Genomic DNA, 22075 nt, shown 5'->3' on the forward strand with positions numbered 1-22075 from the left:
CCGGCATGGTCTGGCGTCCAGATTGGAAGCACAACGGCACGAACCGTTTGCGAATTCGCAGACCAGTCGCCAAACCGGCTCCGGTGCGGGCGCGCCAGTGGAGAGAAGATTGGCTTTGCCAGTCACTTCGCACCGCCAATCAGCTTCTGCGGCTCCCGGCCGCGTACGCCATGGGCGATGTTGACGTTGTCGCCCGCCAGTGCACCGGCATACCGGGCATGATCGAAGCGCGGCTTATACGCTGGTGTCTTTACCGACCTCGTCTCGGGATAGCGGCGGTCGCGCTCCGCCTCGGCTTGCTGGATTTCCCTCGCCGAGATGCGTGGCTTGAACAGATCGAGTAGCCGCATCGTGAGGCTGAAAACCAGACCCGAGGTGAATTCAGCAGAAGCCTGCTTGCGCGTGGCCGTCGAACGGCGGCGGCGGTAAAACTCGCTCTTCTTGAATTTTTTCACCTCATGAGTGATCGCAGTTTCGCAAACGTCATGAAGATAAGCAGCGATTTCTGGCCCCGGCTCTTTGCCGATAAAGATGATGACACGGCCATCCAGCGAACTGGAGAGCATCGCGGCGGTGTTCGTGCAACGGGCAATCGCAGCCCAAAGAGTGGCGCGCGGCGAACGTTCGGAGGCATGAAGACGCGCCGCCTCCTGCGTCATGTCCAGTTCGTCGTCGGACAAACCGTATTCCCGCATCAGTTCGGCCATTTTGGCGGCGGCTTCCATGGCCTCCGCCTCGGTGCAGCCGCGCGCCGTGGTGCGCTGACGCAAGGCATTGATGCGTTTCCGGAGAGCTTCGCTGATCATGCCGCACCTGCCGTTCTAGGGCAGTTCAAAACGGCCATGAATATGACGCGTCTCGCAATTCTAGCCGTCATCGTTTCGATGACCTCATTCGAAGCCGAAGGATTGCAGGCCATAAAAATGCCGGCGATCGCATCTGCCAGAAGCATCATGGCTTCGCCGTGAGGCATTCCCGCCGTAGCAGCGGCTATTTTCGAAAGCCGCTGCTTGTCAAAGTCAGAACGGACTCTAGCCATGATCACTTCCTGCGTGGTCACGATCTTGCGCTTGAGTTCGGCCACCCGACCTTTCCAATAGGTCATCTCGCGATCACGCCGTGTGCCGCTATCGATCATATCGGCGCAGAAAAGCTGCGTCTCGGCGCGTTCCAGTTCCTTCTGCAATGTCTCGAGCGTTTCCATCACGCCCTCGCAAGTTCAACGGCGGCGGAAATGTCGGCCTCGAACGGCTCGACGATGAAGTCCTCGCCAGCGGTGCCAATGCCAACGCCGGCGATCATCCGGGCGCGATCAGGATCGGCCAGGAGCGCTTCCTTATTCACCTCCTCCTTCGTGCGGAGGAAATCCGCTGAAAAGCCCAGTTTCTTGATCGCCTCGATTACCCGATCCGCCCCGGTGATGCGCACGCTAGGCGGACGAAGCCGCCAGCTCACCTTGCCCGTGCCCAGATCGGCCGTCTTGGTCCGACCACCAGCGGTCAGTGCATCACGGTTGGCTTCCGCCCATACTTTCAGCCCTTCTGTTTGCGCCGCGACCTTTTCTTTCAACGGAGTGGCCTGCTTTTCCGCTTCGGCCTTGAGGCGGGCCATCTGATCGTTCATATCGGCCTCAATGCGAGCGATCTGTCGGTTCGCCTCGCCGATATCGCGCAGCGCTTGCACAGCGTCCTCTCGGTTCTGCGGTACGGGCAGGTTGACCCCAAGGGTCTTTGTCTTTTTAGCCATTTCTGGTTTCCTTCGGTTCAGGCAATGTTGCTGCCGCCGTCGCCGTCTGGGACAACGAACAGCCGGGGGCGTTTCGGGTTGGGAAAGGGAATGACGGTTTCGTCGGTCGCTAAGGGCGCATCTTGGGCGCACTTTTCCAGATGCCGCGCCACTCGCTCATAAGTCGTCAGGGCGAGAATGTAGGATTGCACCTGGGCACCGGTGAAAAAGACCGCGTTGCCGTTCGACCGGAACGAAACTGTTTCCATCTCGGAACGCAACTCACGCAGGCAGTCAGACAGCGACATCTTTCACCTCGATATTGATGGAGACGGGGTTTTGCGAGCAGCGGCGGCATGCCGCCCAATGGCGCAGCTTGTCGGGATCGCTGGTCGGCATGGGCGCGCTCGCATTATCGCGGCAGGCATCCGGCGCCAGATCGCTGCGAAGGTGTGGGCACCACACTTTTTGGGCGTAGAGCGCCATGACCTTCGGCGCGAGCTTGACTGACACCTTGTCCATGCGGGCCGAGTATTTCCCGGCGACGATCAGGGACACGGCGGTGCGCGAAGTGCCGAGTTCGTTGGCAATGGCCTGCTTCGTCCGGCCCGGCTTCTCGGTTTCCGCCTTCAGGACATCGACCCATTTTGGATCGGCCATTCGCATGAGGGTCATTTGTCGCATGACACCTCCTCGGCGAATTGGCGCAGGTTATAATCCCAGAGCGCCCCCTTGTGTGTCCGCCACGCCGGCGAAATCGGACCGGTGTCCTTCACCAGCCGAAACCGCTTGGAGCTGCCACCGTTGCGGTGCGTTCCGCGCTGGCGAGTAGGCAGTTCCGCCACATACCCGGCACGGCGAAGCAGCCTGATATACTGTCGCACCGCAATATCCGGATAGCGTTCGTCGCGGGCAGCGGCCATGACGATGTCGCCCACGGTAAAACTCGGGCTTATCCGTATGGCGTTCCAGGCCCGCTGGCGAAGCGTATTCTGGAGCGGTTTGCGAGCGATGCAGGTATCCGGCCCGATCGGGCCACCGGCGATCTTTTCCCCGTTAGCGGCTGCGTTCAGACCGGCTTGTGTCAGGCGATAACAACCCCTTTCTGTCCGATCGAGATAGTCGCGCTTGATCAGGATGGAAGCGCCGCCCCAGATTTGCCGCCTGCTCAAGGGCAGCACCGCGCCAATCTCGTCTACCGTCCGGCACGATCCGTCGCTCAAACACTGCAGGACCATGGTGGGGATTTCTCCCGGAGCGTATCTTTCCATCAGAACGCCTCCGGAACCTTGACCGCCTGACTGCTCCGGCGGTCGGTGAAGATGACCTGACCCGCCATGTCGGCAAGCGTGACGCCCTCCGGCCCATAATCGAAGCGCAGGCCGAAGCGTTCGATATTGGCGATGGCTTCCAACACTTCGCGGTTGTAGCCGCCGCTGACCGTATGGACGAACTTGATGAGATCGTCGGCTACCGGCACCTCGCAGCGCGCCGCGACCAGCGCTTTCACGTCTGCTTCGGTCATTTTTTCAAAACGGACCCGCTGCGACACGCGCGAGGCCACTTGCGGGAAACGGCCAAGGTGGTCGTTGACCTTTCCCATACCGACCAGGACGGTCGGCAATTCGATCATGTCGGATATGTCCCGGATCGTTTCTAGAATGCTGGGTTTGTTGGAAACGTGATCTGCCTCGTCGATGACGAGCCCGAACGCGCGCCGCCCCATCATGGCCGCGTCCTGGCGCAGCGCCAGTTCTTCTAACGCCTTGGCATATTTCTTGGCAAAGGCGTGAGGCGGATGAACCCGAAGGCTCTCCAACAACTCGTTCATGAACCACGCCGGCGTCCATTCCTTCTTGGCGCGCAAGTACACGCAGCCATTCTGCGCCACCCAATGCTTGAGCGTCGTGGTTTTGCCGAGACCCGGCAAACCATCGACAACGACGAGACAGGCTTCCTGCGCGCCGCGCTGTTCCAGTGCGGCAAGCGCGCCCTGGTAGCGCTTCACGTTGGATGTCTCGACAAACTGGTTTCTCATGCCTATTTTCCCTGTTAGTTGAGGCTGTCAGGCTACGGCGCGGATGACGTTTCGAAGGGCATCCACGTCGATGCCTGACAGCCGGAAATGTTCAATTGCGGCAGGGCTTTGCAGGCACCCGCGCAAGACGCGAACTTGGTTACTCATTAGCTCGTCGGGATGGTCGAGCGCCCACATGGCAAGCTCGACATCGGAACTGAAGGTCCGCCGTTTCGGCTGGACCTGTTGTTGAGGCTCGCGGTAGTCCGCAAGCACCTCGACATTCGAGGCGGTGACCAGTTCCGGCGTCACGTCGATGATCGGCATGGGCTGGATAGCGGACTGTTCGATGAGATAAGGCGTAATGAATTCCGCCTCGGCATCCTGAAGCTTGCTCTGAAGACGCTTGACGCGGCCCTTCTGGCGCTTTTCTTCCGCCGCCTGCTGGAAGGTCAGCGGGACATAATCCCGCTTGTTACCGGTGTAATCCGCAACGCAGATCAACGGGCCGGGCTGGCCTTCATCACGGTCGATCTCACGCACCCAAACAAAGCGCGCCTGGTCAAAGTCGTACCCGACCATGACCTCTTCGCCGTGATATGCCTCCAGCGCTTGGTGGTAGTATTTATTGTTGTTCCACTCGACGAGGCCGCGTCGCGCCACCCGGATTTCGTAGGGGCGGAACAGATCGTCCATCTCGTCAGCCACAACCGGCACCGGCTCGAAGCCGTCCGCGACATGCTGCGCCCAGAACTCGTTAGGCGAATAATGACGGTACTTGCCGGTCGCCTCGTCCATGAAGCGCGGCAGTCCGCGATGCGGTTTGGCGTTATATTCGGCAATCGCCTCCGCACACATGGCGCGGAAATTGTCCCATGAAGGCAGCAGGCGTGACATGCCGAGCAGCTTCAAATCCTGCCGTGTCGCCTTGTGCGCGGCCTTCGCCGCTTCCTTGTCCATCGGCGCGCCGAGATAGGTCGGCAGCTTCTGGGCAAGCGGGTTCCAGACGGTGCCATTGAAACGTTCGATGATACCCTTGGCCTGTGAGTTATATGGCAGGGCATGCATCTTGGTGATGGCAAGCCGGCCCATCAGGCCGTTCACATCCGCGTCGAAGGTCTTGTTTTTGTAACCGGGACCACGATCGGTATAGAAAATCGCCGGAATGCCGTGGCTGACGCAGGATTTGCGCAAGGCTTCCGTCACCGAGATGACGTTTTCCTTCAGGGCAATGGAAAAGCCGACACATTTGCGGGTTGCCACATCAAGCATGGACGTGATTTCCGGCTTGAACGCCTTGCCGGTGATTGGATGCGCGACCTCGGCGTCGAACGTTTTGCCGTCAGCCGTGTAGATGGTGGTCGGGAACAGGTTTTCCGTCGAACGCTGGATGTAGGCCAACCGCGAGCGCAACGTTAGAAGCCCCTCGCGACCGACATTCTTCTCAATGTCGTTGAGCTTGGTTCTCAACGTGTAACGGACCTTTTCGACGGTCAGTGTGGTGGCAGGATTTTCCTTGCGGTATTCCGCCAACGCCTCGCTTGCAGCAGGTTTACCTGGCTTGGCATAATGCGTTAGAAATCCCCTGAACTCTTCGGAGACCGGCTCTTCGGCCTTGGTCAGCGCAGGGGCAAGCGCGGTGATGCCGGCGCTGTCGCGCTGACTGTACCAGCGCTGAACGGTTCGCAAAGACACTTGAAAATCATCCCCGGCCCGGTCATTTGCCAGCCGCAAAGTATCTTCCAGCAGGCCGAAGCCTGCCGGATCGGCAAGAAGAGAAACACGCTCCAGCAACATGCGCTCGCGGGCTGCCAGTGCCTCACCAGCCTCGACCTTTTCCAAGGCGGCTTTGCGCTCGGCATGTTCCTCCTGCGCGCGAACGAACATCATGATGGCTTCGCGCCGCGCGGCCATGCCGTTGATGGTGATATAGCGGTCGATGGCGGTGAGGATTTCGCCGCGCGCTTCCATGGCCTGCCGCTGGCGGAACCGCAACGACGTAACTGGCAGAAGCGCGACCTTCCGCTTCTCTACTTCACGCCGACGCTCCTGCGCGGCAATCAAAACCGTCTTGATTTCAAGCCCGTCGATGACGTTCTGCATGACCTCCGGCAGCAGCGAACGGTGGTATTCGCGACCGCCGCCGCCTTCACGACCGCTTCGGATGCGGCACTGGTTGTCGGGAAGGCCATTCCAGCCATGTTCATTTGCATGGCGCTGGACGCTGCGCTCTGAACGCGGGAAGCTGGTAAGCCCACGATCATCGGCAATTTTCGCCAACTCTCCGGCGGTGAACCATTCTTTCATCGTCTTGCCTTCCTGCTGGCGGCGAGCGCTCGAATGCGAGCGTCCACGTCGTCGCGATGATCTTCTAAAAGGCGCTCTTCGATCAGATCGGCGTATTCGTCTTCGATCACGGTCAGGCCGAACTCTCCCGGTACAAAGCCGAGCAAATCCTTTGCCCCGGTCGCCTGGACAAGGGCGATGAAGGCGTCGAGCGGAATGCGATGCCCTTCCGATCCTTCGGAGGTCCATTTGTAGAGCGTGGCCGGCGTCACTTCGCGGTCCAGAAATTCACTCATCTTCTGCGCCACGGTTTCCCGGCTAAGCCCCTTTTCATCGCGGACATCGCGAAGGGCATGGGAAATCAACCGTGCAATTTTGCTGTCGAGCCGCCCGCGACCGATCACGTCCGCGCTGTATCCGACCGCCACCTTCGGCGGCTCCCAGCTGAACAGGTCTTTGGTGAGAGGATCGCGGCGGCGGGACATGATCAGATGCGGCCCCGGCGCTGGAGAGAAGCGACAATGCGCTCTTCATGCTGCTCGACAACCTTGTCCAGTTCGGCGTCTTCCAGCTTGGCAAAGAATTTGCTCAACACGGTGATGCTATTTTGCATTTCCGCAAGACGCTCATCGACAACCGCTGCGACCACCGTGTCCGGCATCGCCCTCAGCGTATTCTTGACGGTATCGACCTTCTTTTCCGTAGGCGTCAGCACAACGCCATGGGCGATGATCGTTAGCGCGTCCGACACATTGGTCGCCTTCGGCGGATCGCTGAATAGAATGTCGAGGACCTTCGCCTGATCGGCATGGGACTGCTCGGCAAGCTGCTTCAGCCCGGCCTGATGATCGGCCAGCCATGTCCCGGCGCAACGTTTGCGCGAGGCGTCGGACAGGTCTTTCCAGATTTTAACGGCGAGTTCGATGGAGCGGCGGGAAAGGCTTATTTTGTCGGCAGTGGCGGCGGCGAAGCCAAAGACCTCATCGCTGTCAGCGGCAAGCCGCAATTTTTGCGTTTTGCCACCTGTATGTTGATTGCCCCGGTCACCGCCATGTTTCGCATCGGGGTACAGACGCTCATAGACCTGCTTTAACTCGAATAGATGATGGCAACGGTCGAGCACCTTCAGCTCATGCCGCCCGAGATTCTCCATCACCTCTTCAAGGCGCGCTTCATCATCGGTCGCTGCGGTCGAAATGGTCGCGGGGATCATCTCCCATGCCAACATTCTGAAAGCTTCAAGCCGCTTACGTCCGGCGATCAGGCGAAACCGATCACCGACTAAGCGAACGCGGATCGGATGCTGAAGGCCTGATGCTGCAATGATGAACGCGAGAGCCCCGGCTTCGTCTTGGTCGAACGAGCGAGCGCGATTATCAGGAATGTCGATGTCGGAGAGCTTGATATCTTGAATGGCGGAAATGCGGATTTCCGGGATGGCGACATTGACATGAGTGGTCATGCGTCACCGCCTTCCGGCAGATGACCAAGCTCGCGCGCCATAGACAGATAGCCCGCCTTGAAGGCACGCCACGAGGTAAATCCGTCCGGGCGCGTATAGGCAGGAAGGTCCACATTCTCCCACCAAACATCAAAAGCCTTCTTGGCTCGCTCGACGATGTCGCGTTCGGATGCATACCCTTCCATGGCATTGCGGGCTTCTATGTCGCAGATGTCAGAAGCTGTTTCATGATTTGCCATCATCCGGCCCTCGCGACCATGACGGCAATCGCGGCGATCTCGGCGTAGAACATGACGCCCAGGACAAATGCGATTACGGCCCAAAACGAGAGCGCGTCCAGCAGGGAACCCCTGTCAGAAACGCTAGTGAGTTTAGACAGAAACGCGCTCATGCCGCTGCTTTCCTGTCAAAAGCAGCGTTAGATTTTAGACTTTCTAACGAGGGGTACTTTGAGGTATCAAGGATGCGGGTCTTCCGAATGGGATAGCGATCCGGGAAAAGCTCCTCGACAGGTACGTTGAGGAAATCGGCCAGCGCCCTTTCCGCTGGACGAACGGTTCGGGACCAGACGGCGCGAAAGGTGTTGGGGTTAAGGCCGTGCATTTCAGCGAGGCCGGTGAGGGTCATGCTGCGATCCTCAAGCTGCTTCTTGATCTCGGACTTGGTCCACTTTTTGGGTCTCGACATTGGAACTCCTGAATGGAAAGCGGGTGTTGGCGCATCCGCTTTTTATTGATGGTTAAAACGCAACAGCGAAGCGCCGAAGCGCAGCGCATGAGTTTGGTATAATGACAAATCTGTCATCTGTAAATACAGAATGACATATTTGTCATTGAGGATGGCGCATTGAAAAAAGACCCCGATGACGATCTGATCGGTCAACGTCTTTCGCTCCTAATTGCAGAATTAGGAGAGGAACGAGCCGTGGAGATCGCAGGGAAGTCAGGGCGTCAGCTGAAACGGTATGCGGCAGGCGATGAACCGCCATTTAGTGTGTTAAAAAATCTGGTGTCTGCTTCTGATGCGACTTTGGACTGGCTTACGTTTGGCAACGCAGTCTCGCGTATGGATCACATCCTGCAACAGCGCTTCTTGGAGAAAGAAAATAAGGAGCTGAAGAAGAAACTTCGCTCAGCCGATACAATCGAAGAAATAGAATACTTAAAAGAGATGCTTTCGTTAAATCAAAAGCTAGTTGTTCTTGAGGATCAACTTGTTAAAATGAGAGATAAGTCTGTCTTGAGCCGCTCACGAATGACGACGCCGAGTTTCAAACTAAGCGAAGCCGATATCATAGAACTGTGCGGAAAAGCGGTAATTGAAACGTATAAACGGGCAGACATACATCTTCCAACCACCGCTCTTCCCGGTGAAATAGCTCGGTTCTTCGAGCAAGTCCGCCTTAAAATTGACCACGACACGAGTCGCGAGAAATTGCTTTCTTACATCGAGGAGGCTGCGGAAAACCTATTTAAAAAATTGGCGGATGCTAGATCGCAGCCCGGCTCTGGTAAACGCTCGGCTTGATGCTGGTGCACATCCTGCCCATTGCCGCATTCGCGGCATCGCTGCCCGACTGTAGATTCTTGATTGTCTGAGACGTGGAGATGGCCGCGTTGCCGCGTTAAAATGAGGGCTTGCTACATAGTCTTCTAACGCTGTCGGCGGTTTTGCCCGTGTCGGACCTCGATTTTACGAAGGTCGCAATCAACAGCGGAGAAAACCGTTATAAATCATGATTTTAGCTAAGGTCCGACAGATCGCTTAAAGGTCCGCCAAATTGGCGGACCTCAAATGCAACCATCAGATAAAATCTTCTGGATTAGCTATCAGGCACGTTGCTGACTTCGTCCGTCAGCTGGTCCCGCCTGTCCATAAAAAGCCCAGCACAACGCGGTTCTAACGCCCATGAGCGGCACCGCGCGGCAATGCATCGACTTTGCTGCCACAATGCGCGATAAACGATCTGAAATGCTCGATTTTGCCCCAACTTCTCAACGCCCTTTGCATTCCCATCCACGGCTTAAAATCGCCAGAACCGGAATTTCTCTTTTCTAAACAACCGCTTGTCTTGGTTTTATGGGGAACAGTCCGTGTGCCAAAGGTATTACCCCCCTACACTCGATCCCGAGCAAGGGATATTCGACCGGGCGATCGCCTGAAGCGACGCCCAGAATAAGCCGCCCTGCGGCGAGGCGGTCAGCAGACGCAACCGCCTTTGCCAGCATCACGGGATTGCGCAAGGGGAGCACGATGGCAGCAGTCCCCAGCGCGACATTCCTGGTGAGCCCAGCCAGAAATCCAAGATTGACAAATGGATCGTAGACCGAGCCGGCATCGCCGAAGTTGAGCGGATCGAACACCGGAACATCGCGCATCCAAATGGCGGCGAAGCCCGAGCGGTCGACCTGGGTGACAAGATCGGGATAGGCGGAAAGATCCGGCACACCGAAAGGACGGCCATCCGCTTTGCGGCGAGCCTCGCCTTCAGGAGACCAATCATTGTCGAGCGGCAGTTCGATGCCGAGAGTCAGCCCATCCCGACGGCGGATCAGATCGAGCGCGGTTGGGGAACGGTCAGTAGCCATGACCACCTCCCTGGAGCTGCGGGCCGGCATTTGTGACCATCGCCCTTTCCCGCCGGTCGAGCAGCCCACTCCAGACGGTGAGACCGAGAGCGACAGTCACCAGCAGAGCGCCGACCCAAGGCGTCGATCCAAGGCCGAGCCGCGAGTCGACGACCATGCCACCGACAGCGGCGCTCAGGGCGATGCCGAGGTTGGCGGCAGCGATATTGAGGGCAGATGCAACATCGACGCCGCCGGGACGGTGCTTTTGCGCAAGCTGCACGACGTAGAGGTGCAGGCCGGGAACATTGCAGAAGGACAAGCCCCCGAGCAGGGCCAGCGTAAGGACGGTTCCAATCAGGGAGCCGGCTGTCAGCGTGAATGCCGCCAGCGCGACCGCCTGCAAAGCGAACATGATGATGAGGACGGGAACCGGGTCACGATCCGCCACGCGCCCGCCGATGATATTGCCCGCGATAACCGACGCCCCATAAAGGAACATCATGATTCCGATCTGGTTCGGAGCAACGCCGGTGATGTTTTCCAGGATCGACGCGAGATAGGTGAACGCGACGAAGGTTCCGCCATAGCCGAAGAGGTTCATGCCGAAGGCCATCAACAGCCGCCCGCTTCCCAACACCCGTGCCTGATCAGCGAGTGTGCCCGGCGTCTGGACTTTTATGGAGCGCGGAAGAAGGGCGAACATGGCAAGGAGAGAGACGAGGCCCAAGCCGGTCACCGCCCAGAAGGATGCACGCCATCCCAGGGCTTGCCCCAGCATCGTGCCGAGCGGGACGCCGGTAGCAATGGCGATGGTGAGACCGGAAAAGACAATGGCGATAGCCGATGCCCTGCGGTTTTCCGGGACCATGCTGGCGGCAATGGTCGCCCCAATGGCAAAGAACACGCCATGCGCAAAGGCGGTCATGATCCGGGCGATGAGCAAAATCTCATAGTTCGGGCTGATCGCCGCGACCATGTTGCCAAGAGTAAACAATGTCATCAGCCCGAGGAGAAGCGGCCGCCGGGCAATATGTCCAGTTAGCGCCGTGAGGACAGGTGCGCCGATTGTCGCGCCAAGGGCGTAGACGCTCACGATAAGCCCGGCCATCGGCAGGGTGATGCCAAGATCGTGAGCAACGTTCGGCATGATGCCGACCGTCAGGAATTCGGTAGTTCCGATTGCGAAGGCACTGATTGCCAGTGCGAAAAGAGCTGGGTGCATTGTCGTTATCCCATTGTTCGTCTCGATGAGGTTTCTGGTTTCGGGCGGCAGAAACGCCGCAAACGGTGATGGAAAATGTATTGCCTCGTAATTCCGTCGTTAATCGCGTATATTGAAAATGGATCAGTGAATTAGTTTCATGATTGGAGCGGCGGATGAACAACCGCGCCGGCGAAATGGAAGTGTTTATTGAGGTCGCGGAGCAGGCGAGCTTCGCTGCCGCCGCCCGACGGCTTCACCTCTCGCCGTCGGCAGTCAGCAAGGTGATCAGCCGCATCGAGGAGCGGCTCGGTACTGGCTTGCTGGTGCGTTCAACCCGCTCCTTGCGCCTGACCCAGGAGGGTGAAGTCTATCTGACGCATGCGCGGGATATTCTCGCTCAGATCAACGGGGTCGAGCGTACGATAACGTCAGGAGCATGCGCGACGCCGCGCGGCAGGCTGCGCGTGAACGCGTCGGTGCCAATCGCCAATTGCTGGGTGACGCCGTTTCTTCCTGAATTCCTCGAGAAATATCCCGAGATCGAATTGGATTTCTCGCTGACCGACGCCCTGATCGATCTCATCGAGGACAGAACAGACGTTGCCATCCGCGTGGGTCCGCTGCGCGATTCAAGCCTGAAGGCGCGCAAACTGCGGGAAAGCCGCTATGTCGTGGTTGCCGCCCCGAAATATCTCGCCCGGCGCGGTATTCCGCAGAGGCCCACGGATCTCACCAACCATAATTGCCTGGCTTTCAACTTCCGGCGCAGCATGGATGAATGGCCTTTTCAGGAACATCCCGCCGCACCAATCCGATCCATTCCCATCCGCGGGAATATCCAGGTCAATAATGGCGAGACCGTCCGCCAACTGGCGGTAGCAGGCCTCGGTATCGCCCGTCTTGCCCGCTTCCATGTGCAGTCGGATATCGACGCCGGACGTCTGGTCCCGATATTGGAGGAATTCAACCCTGGCGACACCGAGCTGATCCATGCGGTGTTTGTCGGGCATGAACAACTTGTCGCACGGGTCAGGGCTTTCGTCGATTTTCTGGCGGAGCGCATGGGCGCAAGCAACTGAAAGCCGAAACCGCCCTTGGCGCCAGCTATCGGCTGGAACTCTCTCCCCCCCCCTCCCCCGTTTCGCTCCCACCACGGCGCACCTCTCGCTCTATTCAGAGCTTCATCCTGCAGGAGAGGCAGCAAGCAAATCCACCTTCGTTGAAAGTTCAACAATGTTGAACTTTTTGCGCCGGGCATTGGCAATTTTCGCTTTGCGATTAACCGTTGAATGGTCGCGTGCTAATCAATCCTACGTTCGCACCAGGCGGACGACAACAAATCGAGTGCTAGTCAGAAAAAGATCCTTCCCCGTTTCAACTACATTGAGAACGCGGTGTTACTTGGGATTGCCGAAAGGCCATTCCCGAGAAGGAAAGATGCGTTCAAGCGGGCGAAGCCTGTTTAACCCTTTTGGATGGACTATCATGCAGAAAATCGCCTTTATCTTTGGTACGCGGCCTGAAGCCATCAAGTGCGCTCCGGTTATAAACGCCATGAAAGAAGATCCGCGTTTTGAACCGATCGTCATTGCCACGGGGCAGCATCGGGAAATGCTCGATGTCGCATTGGAGGAATTCAATATCATCCCCGATCTCGATCTTCATGTGATGATGCCAGGGCAAACCCTGTCGCAAGTGACACATAGGATTATGGAGGCATTGTCACGGCCATTAAGCGAACTCGATATTGATGCCGTGATCGTGCATGGCGATACCGCCAGCACGCTGGCGGGCGCCCTTGCGGCATTCCAACACCGGATTTGTCTTGTCCATCTTGAAGCGGGCCTGCGAAGCGGGAATATCGCTTCGCCCTTTCCCGAAGAGGCCAACCGGCGATTGGTCGCGCAAATTTCCGATCTGCACCTCGCGCCGACTTCCGGCAGCGCGGCGAATCTTATTCGGGAAGGCGCACCGAAGGATCGCGTGAAGGTCACGGGGAATACGGTTGTGGATGCGCTCCGCTGGGCTGCGGCCAATGCGCCTGCTTTCCGGGACGGCCCCTTGGCCGACCTCGAACAGGACGAGCGCCGTATCATCGTCGCCTCGGCGCATCGTCGGGAATCATGGGGCGAACCCATGAAAGAAATTGCAGCGGCGCTTTCAGAAATTGCCAATCAGGACGATGTTCGCCTGATTGTTCCGCTTCATAAAAATCAATTGGTCCGGGATATCATGATCCCGGCGCTCAGCCATCGCGCCAATATCGATCTTATCGAGCCTCTGCCATATCGATGCTTCTGCCGGCTGATGCAGCGGGCGGATATCATCATTTCAGATAGCAGCGGCGCGGAGGAGGAAGGCCCCTCCTTGGGCAAGCCCACACTTGTCCTGCGAGAAATCACTGAACGCCCGGAGGCGATCGAAGCGGGAACAGCGCGCCTGGTGGGACGCTGTGCATCCCGGATTGTCCAGGAAGTGCGAGCGCTGCTGCGGGACGAGGAATTGTATCGGCGTATGGCGCGCCCAGTCGATGCCTATGGCGATGGCTGCGCGACAATGCGTGTGCTCGACGCGATTGCTGAATTTCTGCAATACCCGCGGGCATGTGATCTTCGCGTGGCCTGATCAAGGTGAGGAAAATGAAACAGAGCGAAACACGGCTCGCTTTCTCGGGCGAGTCATTAAAGGCGACCTTCATTGAAACGGCCGATGGCTATGCCGCCATCGGCAGAGCCATTGTCTTCAATCTCGGCTCAAATCCGGCGATTATCGATGGCGAACCGGCCCAGTCGGTTCCGCCGCTCGCATCGACCATTCTCTACAATGCCGTGGTGAAGACCGGAGAGCGGCTGATCGTCGTTCAGCTTCCTGAAAATTTCGTGACGGAGGGTTTCGCCGGTAGAGAGGGATGGGATAAATATTGTGATCTCGTTACCGATCCCAGCGAGCAACTTTCGCGCACCCCGCTTTACAGATCAGCACAACACCACCTCGGTCATTACGATTTTGGCCAGCATGTGCCCGCAGCCCTTCAGGATTTAGTGCGAGCCGATGAGCGCTTCACGGTGAAAGCCAATTTATGGTTTTCTCCGGCGGGGACTGATTGTCTCATTCATAATAGCCATGGGTTCCTCGAAACGCATGTACAGATCCACGGCCTTGGTCGTATGCAAAAATTCCGTAGCGCGGAGCATGATACGCTCTATGAGGAGATATTGATGGCTCCGGGGCAGAGCCACCGAATTTTCGACTGTCAGAGATCCTCGTCTGGAACTTACATTTATCCATGGCATCAGTATTATTCAGACACGGATTGCATATGGATGGCGATTGAGTTCCATCCTGCGAGCAAAGCTTGATTTATTTCTCATAACGATCCGCTGTGCTTTGCTCCGGTTGCCAAGGTTCCGACGGGACTGGAACAACTTTGTGGTGGGGGTATTGTGGGTGAGAAAAAGCTGATTCAATCTATTGAGCGCGCGGTCGCCCTCCTGGAAATCATAGCGCGAGAGGGCGGCAGCGCGAAGCTGAGCACCATCGCTGAAAAGGCAGGGATCAAGAAAACCACTGCTCATAATATATTGGCAACGCTGGAGGCGCTCGGATACGTAAAGCGGGGTATTGGCGATGTCCGCTACCGCCTCGGGGCGCGTATCCTCAATCTGGCACGTATCGCCGGTGACGACAGCATCTTGCGGAAACGGCTGCGCCCAGTCCTTGAGCAAATCGCCAAGGAGACCTCGGAAACGGTGTATCTGGCAGTCCCGAGCGGTGACGAGGTTTTTTATCTCGATGTGGTCGAGAGCAAGCGCAGCCCAAGAGCAAACTGCCTGCTTGGGCGACGGGAGCGCCTCGAAGGTTCGGCGATCGGATTGGTTTTTCTCGCGACGATGCCAGGTTTGCGCAAACGGGTTCTCGCCACACGTAGCGACGCCTTGGGGCGGTCGATCTGCGAGGAGATCGATACCGTCGCAAGGCTTGGCTATGCACTTGATCTGGAACGGCACCAAGAAAGAGTAAACTGCGTCGCCGTTCCTTATTATGAAGGCGGAGAGGTTCGTGCCAGCATCGGGCTGAGCGGTCCTTCAACGCGCCTTCATCGCGACGATCTTAATGCCTGCGCCTGGGTCATGCTGCGTGCGGTCGATCGTGCACATCGGATGAATCTGCGTCGACCATCCACGGCTTCAGAAGGTCTTGTTCTCTCCCATGTTCGGGAAGATGTTTAGATCCCGACGGCTGCGTTCACCCATGCTGAACTTTGGCGCTTTGGCTGATAGCCAAGACGGAAACCTACGGCGCTTTCGTTCATCCTCCGGCATACTCCGGACATAGAAGAGCCCCACGGCTCGGAGGCACTTCGGCTTCCGCTTGCGGGCGGCATGGGAGGTAGAGGATGGAAAGGCTTTTATATTATTCACCGGGGACGATTTCTCTGGCGAGCCATATTCTTCTGCGGGAGACAGGACTTCCGTTCAGCGCAGCACGGGTCCGCGTGGCGCAGAACAAGCATAGGAATTACCGCACTCCTGAATTCCTGGCAGTCAATCCACGCGGCCTGGTTCCGGTTCTGGTCGTTGGGCAGGAGACGATCACCGAATCCGTGGCTATCGCCCTGTATCTGGCCGAAACCACGGAAGGGCAAAGCCTGCTTCCCCCCATGGGGACATTTGATCGGGTGCGAGCGTTGGAGTGGCTCGCTTGGCTGGCCACCGCCGTGCATAGGGTAATCGGCGGATATTACCGGCCTGAGCATGTGGTGGAAGAACCTATCGCCGCGAGCGAAGTTCAAGCATTCGCGAAAGCCCAGTTTCAGCGCTACTGCGAAGAAATAGAGGCGAAGATCGTCGAAGGGAGCCATTATATCCTGGGCGACCGCTACAGCCTCGTCGATCCCTTCCTGCTGGTTTATTACCGCTGGGGTGCGCAGATGGGACTCGATATGCGTTCGCTTCGCAGATGGTCCAGCCTTGCCGAAAGAATGCTCGAACGCCCGGCGGTAACCGAAGCCCTTCAAGCCGAGGGCATCGCAATCTGGCCCGAGCCGCCGGCATAGCGCGGCATAGTTCACCACGATCAACAATAGACACTGAAACCGTCCTTCGAGGCGGATGGTGGAATTTTGCGTAAAGAAAGGAGGATGCCATGTCGAATGGTGAGAAATTATCGCAGTTTACACCGCCAGCGTTCCGGCCGGAAATCATCGCCGAGCACCTCAGAAGCGCCTACTGGATCGAGGCAATGGATCTGGACCAGGACGGCCGGATCGAATTTATCGGGCACGGCATGTCGCTCGATGAAATCTATTCATTCCGGAAAGAGCGCGGCGACGAAACCATCTGGCGAAAGCACCTCGTTGCCAGTGGGGTTAACATGCCGGTGGGAATGGACCAGGCCGACATCACTGGAAACGGCTATCCGGATCTGATCGTGTGCTACGATCTTTATGGCGAGGCGGGGACATTCAAAGACCCCTCTCCTGACGGCGGCAAGATCGACTGGCTCGAAAACCCCGGCGCGACCAGCTCGTCAGCAGCGCGCTGGAACCGGCATTATATTGGCCAGGTCCCCGCAGCCCACCGTGTAAAAATCGGCCATTTCACACAGACAGAACGCCTTGAGGTTCTGTGTTTTCCCATCGTCTCATGCTCGGGAACCCATGGCGTGCTGGATATCACGCTGTTTACCCAGCCCGACGATGTCTACAACGCCGAAAGCTGGCCAAGCACCGTTATCGACAACAGCTATTTTCGCTTCGTTCACGGCGTCGAGAAACATTCCGATCTCATCCCCGGCTCGAACCTCGATTCCGTCATCGTTTCCTCGGACGAAGGGGTGACATGGCTCTTCTATAATGAATGGGAAAAAATCTGGCGAAAGGTGCCGATCGGAAGCGGCGAGTTCAGCCAGATCGATCGAACCCACTTCAAAGGAACCGGCGATGCCGATGTCGGCCGCATCGGTGGCGATCGTTTTGCCTATGTCGCTGCGATCGAGCCCTTCCACGGGAATACTGTGGCTGTTTACGTCAAGGACGGCAGCGCTGGAACCGGGCAAACCCGCTGGCAGCGGCATGTTCTCGACATTTACAGCGAGCCGAATAGCCTTGGAGAGAGTCCAGGCCATAGCGTCCTTTGCGCAGATTTCGATGGTGATGGCGACGATGAATTCCTCGTCGGTCTGCGCGGCCCCCATCCATGGCAAGGGGTCCTCTATTACAAAGCGGTGGATATAGCGAAAGGCGCTTTTACGAAATGGAAAGTCGGGACGGAATCGGTCGCGCGTATCATCGCGGGTGATTTTTCGGGATCTGGCCGGATCGATTTCGCAACTATCGGCTATTCGATCAAGAACTATTACGAAGCGCCCAATCCGAAGATTGTCCTCTATCACAACCTTATCGGGGAAGATCGGTAGCCTGCGCCTTTCCAGGATAAATCCAGCTTTTCAGAGGAGTATTGCAATGCTGACTGACCTCAGTGGAGCCCGTGCTCTCATCACGGGGTCGACGACGGGCATCGGGTTTTCCATTGCCGAACAGATGCTTGCTACAGGCGCCCAGGTAATCATCAACGGCCGCTCTTCGGAGCGGCTTGATGCGGCGCTGGAACGGCTGAATTCGCGTGGACAAGTATCGGGCATCGTTGCCGACGCCGGGACGGCGGAAGGTTGCGCTGCCATTGCCGAGGCTGCACCGCACGTGGACATTCTGATCAATAATGTCGGGATATTCGCGCCGCGCCCTGTATTCGAAATTCCGGATGAGGAATGGGAGCGCTTCTTTGCGGTGAATGTCATGAGCGGCGTCAGGCTCACGCGCAGCTACATGCCCGGAATGATCGAGCGAGGATGGGGGCGCGTGATTTTCATCTCCAGCGAATCCGCTGTTCAGGTTCCCTCCGAGATGGTTCACTACGGCATGACCAAGCTTGCCCAACTCGCCGTCGCCCGCGGGTTTGCCGAGGCGGGTGCCGAAACCGGCGTGACGGTCAACAGCGTATTGCCCGGCCCGACATCGAGCGAGGGGGTCCAGCACTTTGTTCGCGAGTTGGTCGAGCATCGCGACCGACCGGGAGATGAGGTTGGCCGGGAATTTATGAGGCAATTCCGGCCCACATCGCTGATAGGCCGGCTAGCGTCCACCGAAGAGGTCGCGAACGCCGTTGTTTTTCTGGCGTCCCGGCAAGCCTCGGCCATTACCGGAACGGCATTGCGTGTCGATGGAGGGCTGATACGGCACGTCATTTGAGGTTCAGGCGCTGGACGCCGGCCTCAGAGCAAAACGCCGATCATGCTGGACCGGCATGATCGGCGTCTTGCTATGCTGTTCTGAACTATTTTATGCGAGTGGTTTCCGCATCGGGCGCGAAGATATGAACAGTCATTTCCTGCGCAAGCACTTCATGTTTCGTTTTCTGGAATTCCTCGAAGTGCTTCGATGCCGTATGTGCATCGAGATCATCCTGGGACTGCCAGTTCTCGTAAAACATCCACGTAGCCGGGTTGGCTGCGGAGCGGTGCAGATCGTAATTGATGCACCCTTTCTCCTTAAGTGTCGGCTCGATCATTCCGCGGAGCCGTTTACCCAGTTCTGCTTCCCGCCCGGGCTGGGCAGTGAGTTGCGCTATCACGGTGACGACAGACATGATAATCCTCCTCATCTGTTAGGCAGCGTTCTGTGCCGCCGACAAGATGAGGGTAGTAAATATGGCCGTTGCGCTAAATTCCTCGTCGGCAAAAGTTCATCCATGTTGAATGGTGACAGCATTTTGTTGCGCGCCGGATAAATTCGACGGCGTTTATGCAGGTCGAATTTCCCGGCTTGGATGCCGATCCGCTGTGGGTTTTAACGCTAGCTACCGCTGTGATCGCGATGACCCCGGCGGCTTTGGCCGCCGGGCCTTCGAAACCCGCTCAGAACGGTATATCGCTGTCATCGACGAGTTGGCCGTCCTCCTTTTCGGTCGGCTTCGCCCGGCTCAGGAAATCCACCGTCTCGGCGATGATCTCGGTGCTGTAGCGATCGACACCATCGCGGTCAGTCCATTTGGTGTAGTGGATGCGGCCGCGGACCAGCACCTTCATTCCCTTCTCGCAATATTGCTGGACCGTCTTGCCCAGCCCGTTGAAGGCAGTGATGCGATGCCATTCGGTGTCCTGGACCCGGTAGCCGTTCTCGTCCCGGACAACTCTGCCCTCCGAGTAGCGTGGCCGCGAGGTGGCCAAGGTGAAGTGGGTGATGCTGGTGCCGCCTTGGGTGGCGCGGGTTTCGGGGGCCTGACCGATGTTGCCGGCGAGAATGGCGATGTTCTGCATTTTAGTGTCTCCGTTGCTCCTCGGAGGGACCATTCCCTCCGACGAGACCCGGCCAAGGCCGTCGGGAGACACCTGCAACTGGCGGCCTGCCGCCAGCTCGCCCCCAAGCCCCGGGTGGAGCGGGCCAGCCGCGCTTGCGCGGCAACACGGCCGGGAGCCGCGGGGGTTGCGGGTGGAAACCGAACGGCATTAGGGGATCAGTCAGTCGGAGGGATTGGTGCCTTTCGAGAGCATAACGGAGATGCGCAACAGAACCATCGTCCTTGCCTTCCACAACGTGCGGTAGGCTCTGGCCGAACCATCATTCATAAGCGTGGCCGCAAGAGCCTCTTCATCGGTCATTCTGCAGTGACAGCCGAGAGGCAGGGTTGTCCGGGACGAGAACGACTATTGGAACCAAGGTATTTGGCACCCCCTCGCGCCGTGACCTCCACCAGCGGATTCCAACAATATTGTAAAAAGGGTATGCAGGTGACGGCCGTCGACTCTCACGGTATAGAAATGGATCGACCGCGACGGTGTCGATCGCTACAATCACGCGGTCGTCCGACGGTCTGGCTCGGCGGGCAGAGGTGCTGGCCGAATATGACGGCCAGTTCGATGACAGCGATATACCGTTTTGAGCGGGTTTCGAAGGCCCGGCGGCCAAAGCCGCAGGATAAGTGCAGCAAGTCGCGCAACGCCTCAGCGCGAGAACACAGCCGTACCGAGCGCGTTGAGATGGAGCATCGCCGCAATACCGATGAACAGGCCGCCTGCGCCGCCAAGCAGGTTCAACGCAACGCCCGAGTCGATGAAATGCTTCGTGGTGCCATGGATGAGCGCATAACCGGCAACGGTTGCGGGTACTGCGAAAACCGCCAGCGCGATCAGGCGCAAAGCCGGATTCTTCGCAAAGCCCAGCACTGCAAACACGAGCGCCACCGAAAGCAGCGCAGCGCCAACTGCGGCGAGGCCTGACATCAGGAAACCAGTTCCCATGTCATGGAAATACTGGAAGGCGCTCAGCCCGACCATGAACGGCAGAGCATAGACGGCAAAATTATAGGCGACGATGCAAAGTATGATCGTCAGAGAAATGGCAAGCAGGATCAGCGTCATGAAAGCCTCCGCATGAACAGTTGAGGATCGCGTCAGGCTGCCGTTGGATACGCTCCGCCTGCGACTATGCCACTGTTCCGGTTCTGCAAGGAAGTTTCATTGGACGGCGAAAATGGACTCGCGTCAAGTTATAGGCATGAAGTAGCGTCTCAGTTAGCCATTCGTTGCAATCTGAGGGGTCACTCCCAGTGTTTAAGATCCAGCTTTGTCGGATTGGCAATCTTGAAGGTTCGAGTAATTCCATCGCCGGCATACAGAAGACGAAACCCGCCGAATTTTCCATCGCCACTCTTGGACCAGCTAGTGAGGAGAGAGCCGTAAATTCCAGAATTTGTTTCACCGGCCAACTTGTCGTCTAGCGATAGCACCCATTTGACTCGGTCAAAAGGATGATCATCGTCAAAAGAATACAGCGGAAGCCTGGCGAGTTTTATCGCTGTTTTCCGGAAAATCGAGGTATCGCGAGCTTCAACTATTCCAGGGTCGCAAGCTTTGATCCTTGTCAGGAATTCTGCCAGAGCCACCGACATTTCCCCAACATAAGTAAGCACATTCCAAAGAAATGATGTGACTGAAAGAACAGCCTTGCCGCCGCTGTGAAGAACCCGATGAGGTGCAACACCTCCATCTACCCACCCCTCGATGAAGAACCCCAATACGCGAAGGGTATGTCCGTCGTGGTGAAAATCAGTCTCGTATAGTCGCAAACGACCATGCGCGTGTTTGATCGTATTGGCGAAGTTCGATATTTCATCCCGTAAAGGCTTTATCGCCTTCTTGAGCAATCTGACATCTGCCGACGAGGCGGATTCTCGGTCGGATTTATAGAATGTCTTGGCTATTTCTTCGAGATCATCGACGTGTTCCGCAGCCGCATACATAGTGAGTTCAAGGTAATCGATTATCTCGCCTTGAACGACATTGACGTTGTCCATGCTATCCAAGCTACTTGATACCTGCCAATAGGCTTCCAGCTTGTCAGCGCATTTAGCTACTTTGTCACAAATTCGGGCAATAGAAAGATTGTAGATACCAAGCGGATGCCGACTGTCGCGCTGCTCATGATAAGACAGACCATTCTTCAACGAAGGAAGAATATTGAGAGCGGGCAACGGTGATCGGCCGCCATCCGGCGATATTTCTATTACTGGCTTTGACATTATTCACCTAGTGATACCCGCTTATATAACGGTCTGATCTGGGATTCCCTTTTTGGACTGCGCGTGCGCGTCTGCGACGTGCGTATTGGAATATAACACCTTCGCGCTGCGGCGTTTGCCGGACAGAATCGATCCCGTGCAAGTCTAATGCCTTTCAATGCTGGGATTCGGGCTGCGGCAAATTAAGCTAGAAGACCACTATCAGGTCTGCAATTCGGTTTCAAAGATCTGATC

27 protein-coding genes are annotated in these 22075 nt (G+C 57.3%); 8 read left to right on the forward strand and 19 right to left on the reverse strand.

Annotated elements, in window-relative coordinates:
* Positions 1–122 precede the first annotated feature (122 nt).
* Genes C7477_RS11140 through C7477_RS11195 form a run of 13 tightly spaced genes read right to left on the reverse strand, consistent with a single transcriptional unit; the run spans position 123 to position 8177 of the window.
* Positions 123–806, reverse strand: coding sequence for a DUF7168 domain-containing protein (locus C7477_RS11140; RefSeq protein WP_110752083.1), 684 nt, complete (start codon positions 804–806; stop codon positions 123–125).
* Positions 803–1204 (reverse strand): hypothetical protein, encoded by a 402-nt coding sequence (locus C7477_RS11145; protein WP_110752085.1) that lies wholly within the window; start codon positions 1202–1204, stop codon positions 803–805. The genes C7477_RS11140 and C7477_RS11145 overlap by 4 nt, the downstream gene beginning before the upstream one ends.
* On the reverse strand, positions 1204–1746 hold the full coding sequence (locus C7477_RS11150; protein ID WP_110752087.1) for a host-nuclease inhibitor Gam family protein: 543 nt from the start codon (positions 1744–1746) through the stop codon (positions 1204–1206). The genes C7477_RS11145 and C7477_RS11150 overlap by 1 nt, the downstream gene beginning before the upstream one ends.
* 17 nt (positions 1747–1763) lie before the next feature.
* Positions 1764–2033, reverse strand: coding sequence for a hypothetical protein (locus tag C7477_RS11155; protein ID WP_110752089.1), 270 nt, complete (start codon positions 2031–2033; stop codon positions 1764–1766).
* A complete protein-coding gene (locus C7477_RS11160) occupies positions 2020–2409 on the reverse strand; it encodes a MarR family transcriptional regulator (RefSeq protein ID WP_245411814.1) in 390 nt (129 codons plus the stop codon). Before C7477_RS11160 ends, C7477_RS11155 begins: the two co-directional genes overlap by 14 nt.
* Complete coding sequence (locus tag C7477_RS11165) at positions 2397–2996, reverse strand: hypothetical protein (protein WP_146226091.1); 600 nt, start codon at positions 2994–2996, stop codon at positions 2397–2399. The genes C7477_RS11160 and C7477_RS11165 overlap by 13 nt, the downstream gene beginning before the upstream one ends.
* Positions 2996–3763, reverse strand: a complete 768-nt coding sequence (locus tag C7477_RS11170; protein ID WP_110752093.1) for an AAA family ATPase — start codon at positions 3761–3763, stop codon at positions 2996–2998. The genes C7477_RS11165 and C7477_RS11170 overlap by 1 nt, the downstream gene beginning before the upstream one ends.
* A 27-nt stretch (positions 3764–3790) precedes the next feature.
* Positions 3791–6049 carry a Mu transposase C-terminal domain-containing protein gene (locus C7477_RS11175; protein WP_110752095.1) on the reverse strand — a complete coding sequence of 753 codons (2259 nt, stop codon included), beginning with the start codon at positions 6047–6049 and terminating at the stop codon, positions 3791–3793.
* A complete protein-coding gene (locus C7477_RS11180; RefSeq protein ID WP_181418397.1) occupies positions 6046–6513 on the reverse strand; it encodes a hypothetical protein in 468 nt (155 codons plus the stop codon). Before C7477_RS11180 ends, C7477_RS11175 begins: the two co-directional genes overlap by 4 nt.
* Positions 6514–6515: 2 nt before the next feature.
* Positions 6516–7490, reverse strand: coding sequence for a ParB N-terminal domain-containing protein (locus C7477_RS11185; protein WP_110752099.1), 975 nt, complete (start codon positions 7488–7490; stop codon positions 6516–6518).
* Positions 7487–7732, reverse strand: coding sequence for a hypothetical protein (locus C7477_RS11190; RefSeq protein ID WP_110752101.1), 246 nt, complete (start codon positions 7730–7732; stop codon positions 7487–7489). The genes C7477_RS11185 and C7477_RS11190 overlap by 4 nt, the downstream gene beginning before the upstream one ends.
* Complete coding sequence (locus C7477_RS18975; protein ID WP_181418398.1) at positions 7729–7881, reverse strand: hypothetical protein; 153 nt, start codon at positions 7879–7881, stop codon at positions 7729–7731. Before C7477_RS18975 ends, C7477_RS11190 begins: the two co-directional genes overlap by 4 nt.
* Positions 7878–8177, reverse strand: coding sequence for a helix-turn-helix domain-containing protein (locus C7477_RS11195; protein ID WP_110752103.1), 300 nt, complete (start codon positions 8175–8177; stop codon positions 7878–7880). Before C7477_RS11195 ends, C7477_RS18975 begins: the two co-directional genes overlap by 4 nt.
* A 159-nt stretch (positions 8178–8336) precedes the next feature.
* Between C7477_RS11195 and C7477_RS11200 the strand changes: the two genes are divergently transcribed.
* Entirely contained in the window at positions 8337–9017 is a 681-nt protein-coding gene (locus C7477_RS11200; protein ID WP_110752105.1) for a hypothetical protein, read from the forward strand.
* A 527-nt stretch (positions 9018–9544) separates the two neighbouring features.
* On the opposite strand, the gene C7477_RS11205 is transcribed toward C7477_RS11200, so the two are convergent.
* A complete protein-coding gene (locus C7477_RS11205; RefSeq protein ID WP_245411815.1) occupies positions 9545–10078 on the reverse strand; it encodes an LLM class flavin-dependent oxidoreductase in 534 nt (177 codons plus the stop codon).
* Positions 10068–11282 carry an MFS transporter gene (locus C7477_RS11210; RefSeq protein ID WP_110752107.1) on the reverse strand — a complete coding sequence of 405 codons (1215 nt, stop codon included), beginning with the start codon at positions 11280–11282 and terminating at the stop codon, positions 10068–10070. The genes C7477_RS11205 and C7477_RS11210 overlap by 11 nt, the downstream gene beginning before the upstream one ends.
* Positions 11283–11437: 155 nt before the next feature.
* On the opposite strand from C7477_RS11210, the gene C7477_RS11215 reads away from it, so the two are divergent.
* From C7477_RS11215 to C7477_RS11245, 7 genes are all read left to right on the forward strand, one after another.
* A complete protein-coding gene (locus C7477_RS11215) occupies positions 11438–12343 on the forward strand; it encodes a LysR substrate-binding domain-containing protein (protein WP_110752109.1) in 906 nt (301 codons plus the stop codon).
* 406 nt (positions 12344–12749) lie between these two features.
* Positions 12750–13889 carry a non-hydrolyzing UDP-N-acetylglucosamine 2-epimerase gene (wecB, locus tag C7477_RS11220; RefSeq protein ID WP_110752111.1) on the forward strand — a complete coding sequence of 380 codons (1140 nt, stop codon included), beginning with the start codon at positions 12750–12752 and terminating at the stop codon, positions 13887–13889.
* A gap of 14 nt (positions 13890–13903) precedes the next feature.
* Positions 13904–14623, forward strand: coding sequence for a hypothetical protein (locus C7477_RS11225; RefSeq protein WP_110752113.1), 720 nt, complete (start codon positions 13904–13906; stop codon positions 14621–14623).
* A gap of 84 nt (positions 14624–14707) precedes the next feature.
* Positions 14708–15493 (forward strand): IclR family transcriptional regulator, encoded by a 786-nt coding sequence (locus C7477_RS11230; protein ID WP_110752115.1) that lies wholly within the window; start codon positions 14708–14710, stop codon positions 15491–15493.
* Between the two features lie 167 nt (positions 15494–15660).
* Positions 15661–16320: a glutathione S-transferase N-terminal domain-containing protein gene (locus C7477_RS11235; RefSeq protein ID WP_110752117.1), complete on the forward strand. Its 660-nt coding sequence runs from the start codon at positions 15661–15663 to the stop codon at positions 16318–16320.
* An 89-nt stretch (positions 16321–16409) separates the two neighbouring features.
* Positions 16410–17681, forward strand: a complete 1272-nt coding sequence (locus C7477_RS11240; RefSeq protein ID WP_110752119.1) for an FG-GAP repeat domain-containing protein — start codon at positions 16410–16412, stop codon at positions 17679–17681.
* A 46-nt stretch (positions 17682–17727) separates the two neighbouring features.
* Positions 17728–18513, forward strand: coding sequence for an SDR family NAD(P)-dependent oxidoreductase (locus C7477_RS11245; RefSeq protein ID WP_110752121.1), 786 nt, complete (start codon positions 17728–17730; stop codon positions 18511–18513).
* Positions 18514–18598: 85 nt separating this feature from the next.
* Here the strand turns inward: C7477_RS11245 and C7477_RS11250 are convergent, their stop codons facing one another.
* The 4 genes from C7477_RS11250 to C7477_RS11265 all read right to left on the reverse strand — a co-directional run bounded on the left by C7477_RS11250 (position 18599) and on the right by C7477_RS11265 (position 21841).
* Entirely contained in the window at positions 18599–18910 is a 312-nt protein-coding gene (locus tag C7477_RS11250) for a putative quinol monooxygenase (RefSeq protein WP_181418399.1), read from the reverse strand.
* A 268-nt stretch (positions 18911–19178) separates the two neighbouring features.
* Positions 19179–19580: a single-stranded DNA-binding protein gene (locus tag C7477_RS11255; protein ID WP_110752125.1), complete on the reverse strand. Its 402-nt coding sequence runs from the start codon at positions 19578–19580 to the stop codon at positions 19179–19181.
* Between the two features lie 684 nt (positions 19581–20264).
* The gene (locus C7477_RS11260; protein ID WP_110752127.1) at positions 20265–20681 is read right to left on the reverse strand and encodes a hypothetical protein; all 417 of its coding nucleotides are present in this window, start codon (positions 20679–20681) and stop codon (positions 20265–20267) included.
* A 179-nt stretch (positions 20682–20860) separates the two neighbouring features.
* A complete protein-coding gene (locus C7477_RS11265) occupies positions 20861–21841 on the reverse strand; it encodes a hypothetical protein (RefSeq protein ID WP_146226092.1) in 981 nt (326 codons plus the stop codon).
* Positions 21842–22075: the final 234 nt, after the last annotated feature.

The sequence above is a fragment of the Paramesorhizobium leguminum genome (assembly GCF_003217235.1).
In the GTDB taxonomy this organism is placed as follows: domain Bacteria; phylum Pseudomonadota; class Alphaproteobacteria; order Rhizobiales; family Rhizobiaceae; genus Paramesorhizobium; species Paramesorhizobium leguminum.

Coding starts and splice junctions, on each gene's coding strand:
- C7477_RS11240 (WP_110752119.1), top strand. CDS start 16,410: ATGTCGAATGGTGAGAAATTATCGCAGTTTACACCGCCAGCGTTCCGG.
- C7477_RS11155 (WP_110752089.1), bottom strand. CDS start 2,033: ATGTCGCTGTCTGACTGCCTGCGTGAGTTGCGTTCCGAGATGGAAACA.
- C7477_RS11160 (WP_245411814.1), bottom strand. CDS start 2,409: ATGCGACAAATGACCCTCATGCGAATGGCCGATCCAAAATGGGTCGAT.
- C7477_RS11245 (WP_110752121.1), top strand. CDS start 17,728: ATGCTGACTGACCTCAGTGGAGCCCGTGCTCTCATCACGGGGTCGACG.
- C7477_RS11165 (WP_146226091.1), bottom strand. CDS start 2,996: ATGGAAAGATACGCTCCGGGAGAAATCCCCACCATGGTCCTGCAGTGT.
- C7477_RS11260 (WP_110752127.1), bottom strand. CDS start 20,681: ATGACGCTGATCCTGCTTGCCATTTCTCTGACGATCATACTTTGCATC.
- C7477_RS11180 (WP_181418397.1), bottom strand. CDS start 6,513: ATGTCCCGCCGCCGCGATCCTCTCACCAAAGACCTGTTCAGCTGGGAG.
- C7477_RS11205 (WP_245411815.1), bottom strand. CDS start 10,078: ATGGCTACTGACCGTTCCCCAACCGCGCTCGATCTGATCCGCCGTCGG.
- C7477_RS11195 (WP_110752103.1), bottom strand. CDS start 8,177: ATGTCGAGACCCAAAAAGTGGACCAAGTCCGAGATCAAGAAGCAGCTT.
- C7477_RS11210 (WP_110752107.1), bottom strand. CDS start 11,282: ATGCACCCAGCTCTTTTCGCACTGGCAATCAGTGCCTTCGCAATCGGA.
- C7477_RS11235 (WP_110752117.1), top strand. CDS start 15,661: ATGGAAAGGCTTTTATATTATTCACCGGGGACGATTTCTCTGGCGAGC.
- C7477_RS11145 (WP_110752085.1), bottom strand. CDS start 1,204: ATGGAAACGCTCGAGACATTGCAGAAGGAACTGGAACGCGCCGAGACG.
- C7477_RS11185 (WP_110752099.1), bottom strand. CDS start 7,490: ATGACCACTCATGTCAATGTCGCCATCCCGGAAATCCGCATTTCCGCC.
- C7477_RS11250 (WP_181418399.1), bottom strand. CDS start 18,910: ATGTCTGTCGTCACCGTGATAGCGCAACTCACTGCCCAGCCCGGGCGG.
- C7477_RS11170 (WP_110752093.1), bottom strand. CDS start 3,763: ATGAGAAACCAGTTTGTCGAGACATCCAACGTGAAGCGCTACCAGGGC.
- C7477_RS11140 (WP_110752083.1), bottom strand. CDS start 806: ATGATCAGCGAAGCTCTCCGGAAACGCATCAATGCCTTGCGTCAGCGC.
- C7477_RS11255 (WP_110752125.1), bottom strand. CDS start 19,580: ATGCAGAACATCGCCATTCTCGCCGGCAACATCGGTCAGGCCCCCGAA.
- C7477_RS11265 (WP_146226092.1), bottom strand. CDS start 21,841: ATGTCAAAGCCAGTAATAGAAATATCGCCGGATGGCGGCCGATCACCG.
- C7477_RS18975 (WP_181418398.1), bottom strand. CDS start 7,881: ATGAGCGCGTTTCTGTCTAAACTCACTAGCGTTTCTGACAGGGGTTCC.
- wecB (WP_110752111.1), top strand. CDS start 12,750: ATGCAGAAAATCGCCTTTATCTTTGGTACGCGGCCTGAAGCCATCAAG.
- C7477_RS11190 (WP_110752101.1), bottom strand. CDS start 7,732: ATGATGGCAAATCATGAAACAGCTTCTGACATCTGCGACATAGAAGCC.
- C7477_RS11215 (WP_110752109.1), top strand. CDS start 11,438: ATGAACAACCGCGCCGGCGAAATGGAAGTGTTTATTGAGGTCGCGGAG.
- C7477_RS11225 (WP_110752113.1), top strand. CDS start 13,904: ATGAAACAGAGCGAAACACGGCTCGCTTTCTCGGGCGAGTCATTAAAG.
- C7477_RS11150 (WP_110752087.1), bottom strand. CDS start 1,746: ATGGCTAAAAAGACAAAGACCCTTGGGGTCAACCTGCCCGTACCGCAG.
- C7477_RS11175 (WP_110752095.1), bottom strand. CDS start 6,049: ATGAAAGAATGGTTCACCGCCGGAGAGTTGGCGAAAATTGCCGATGAT.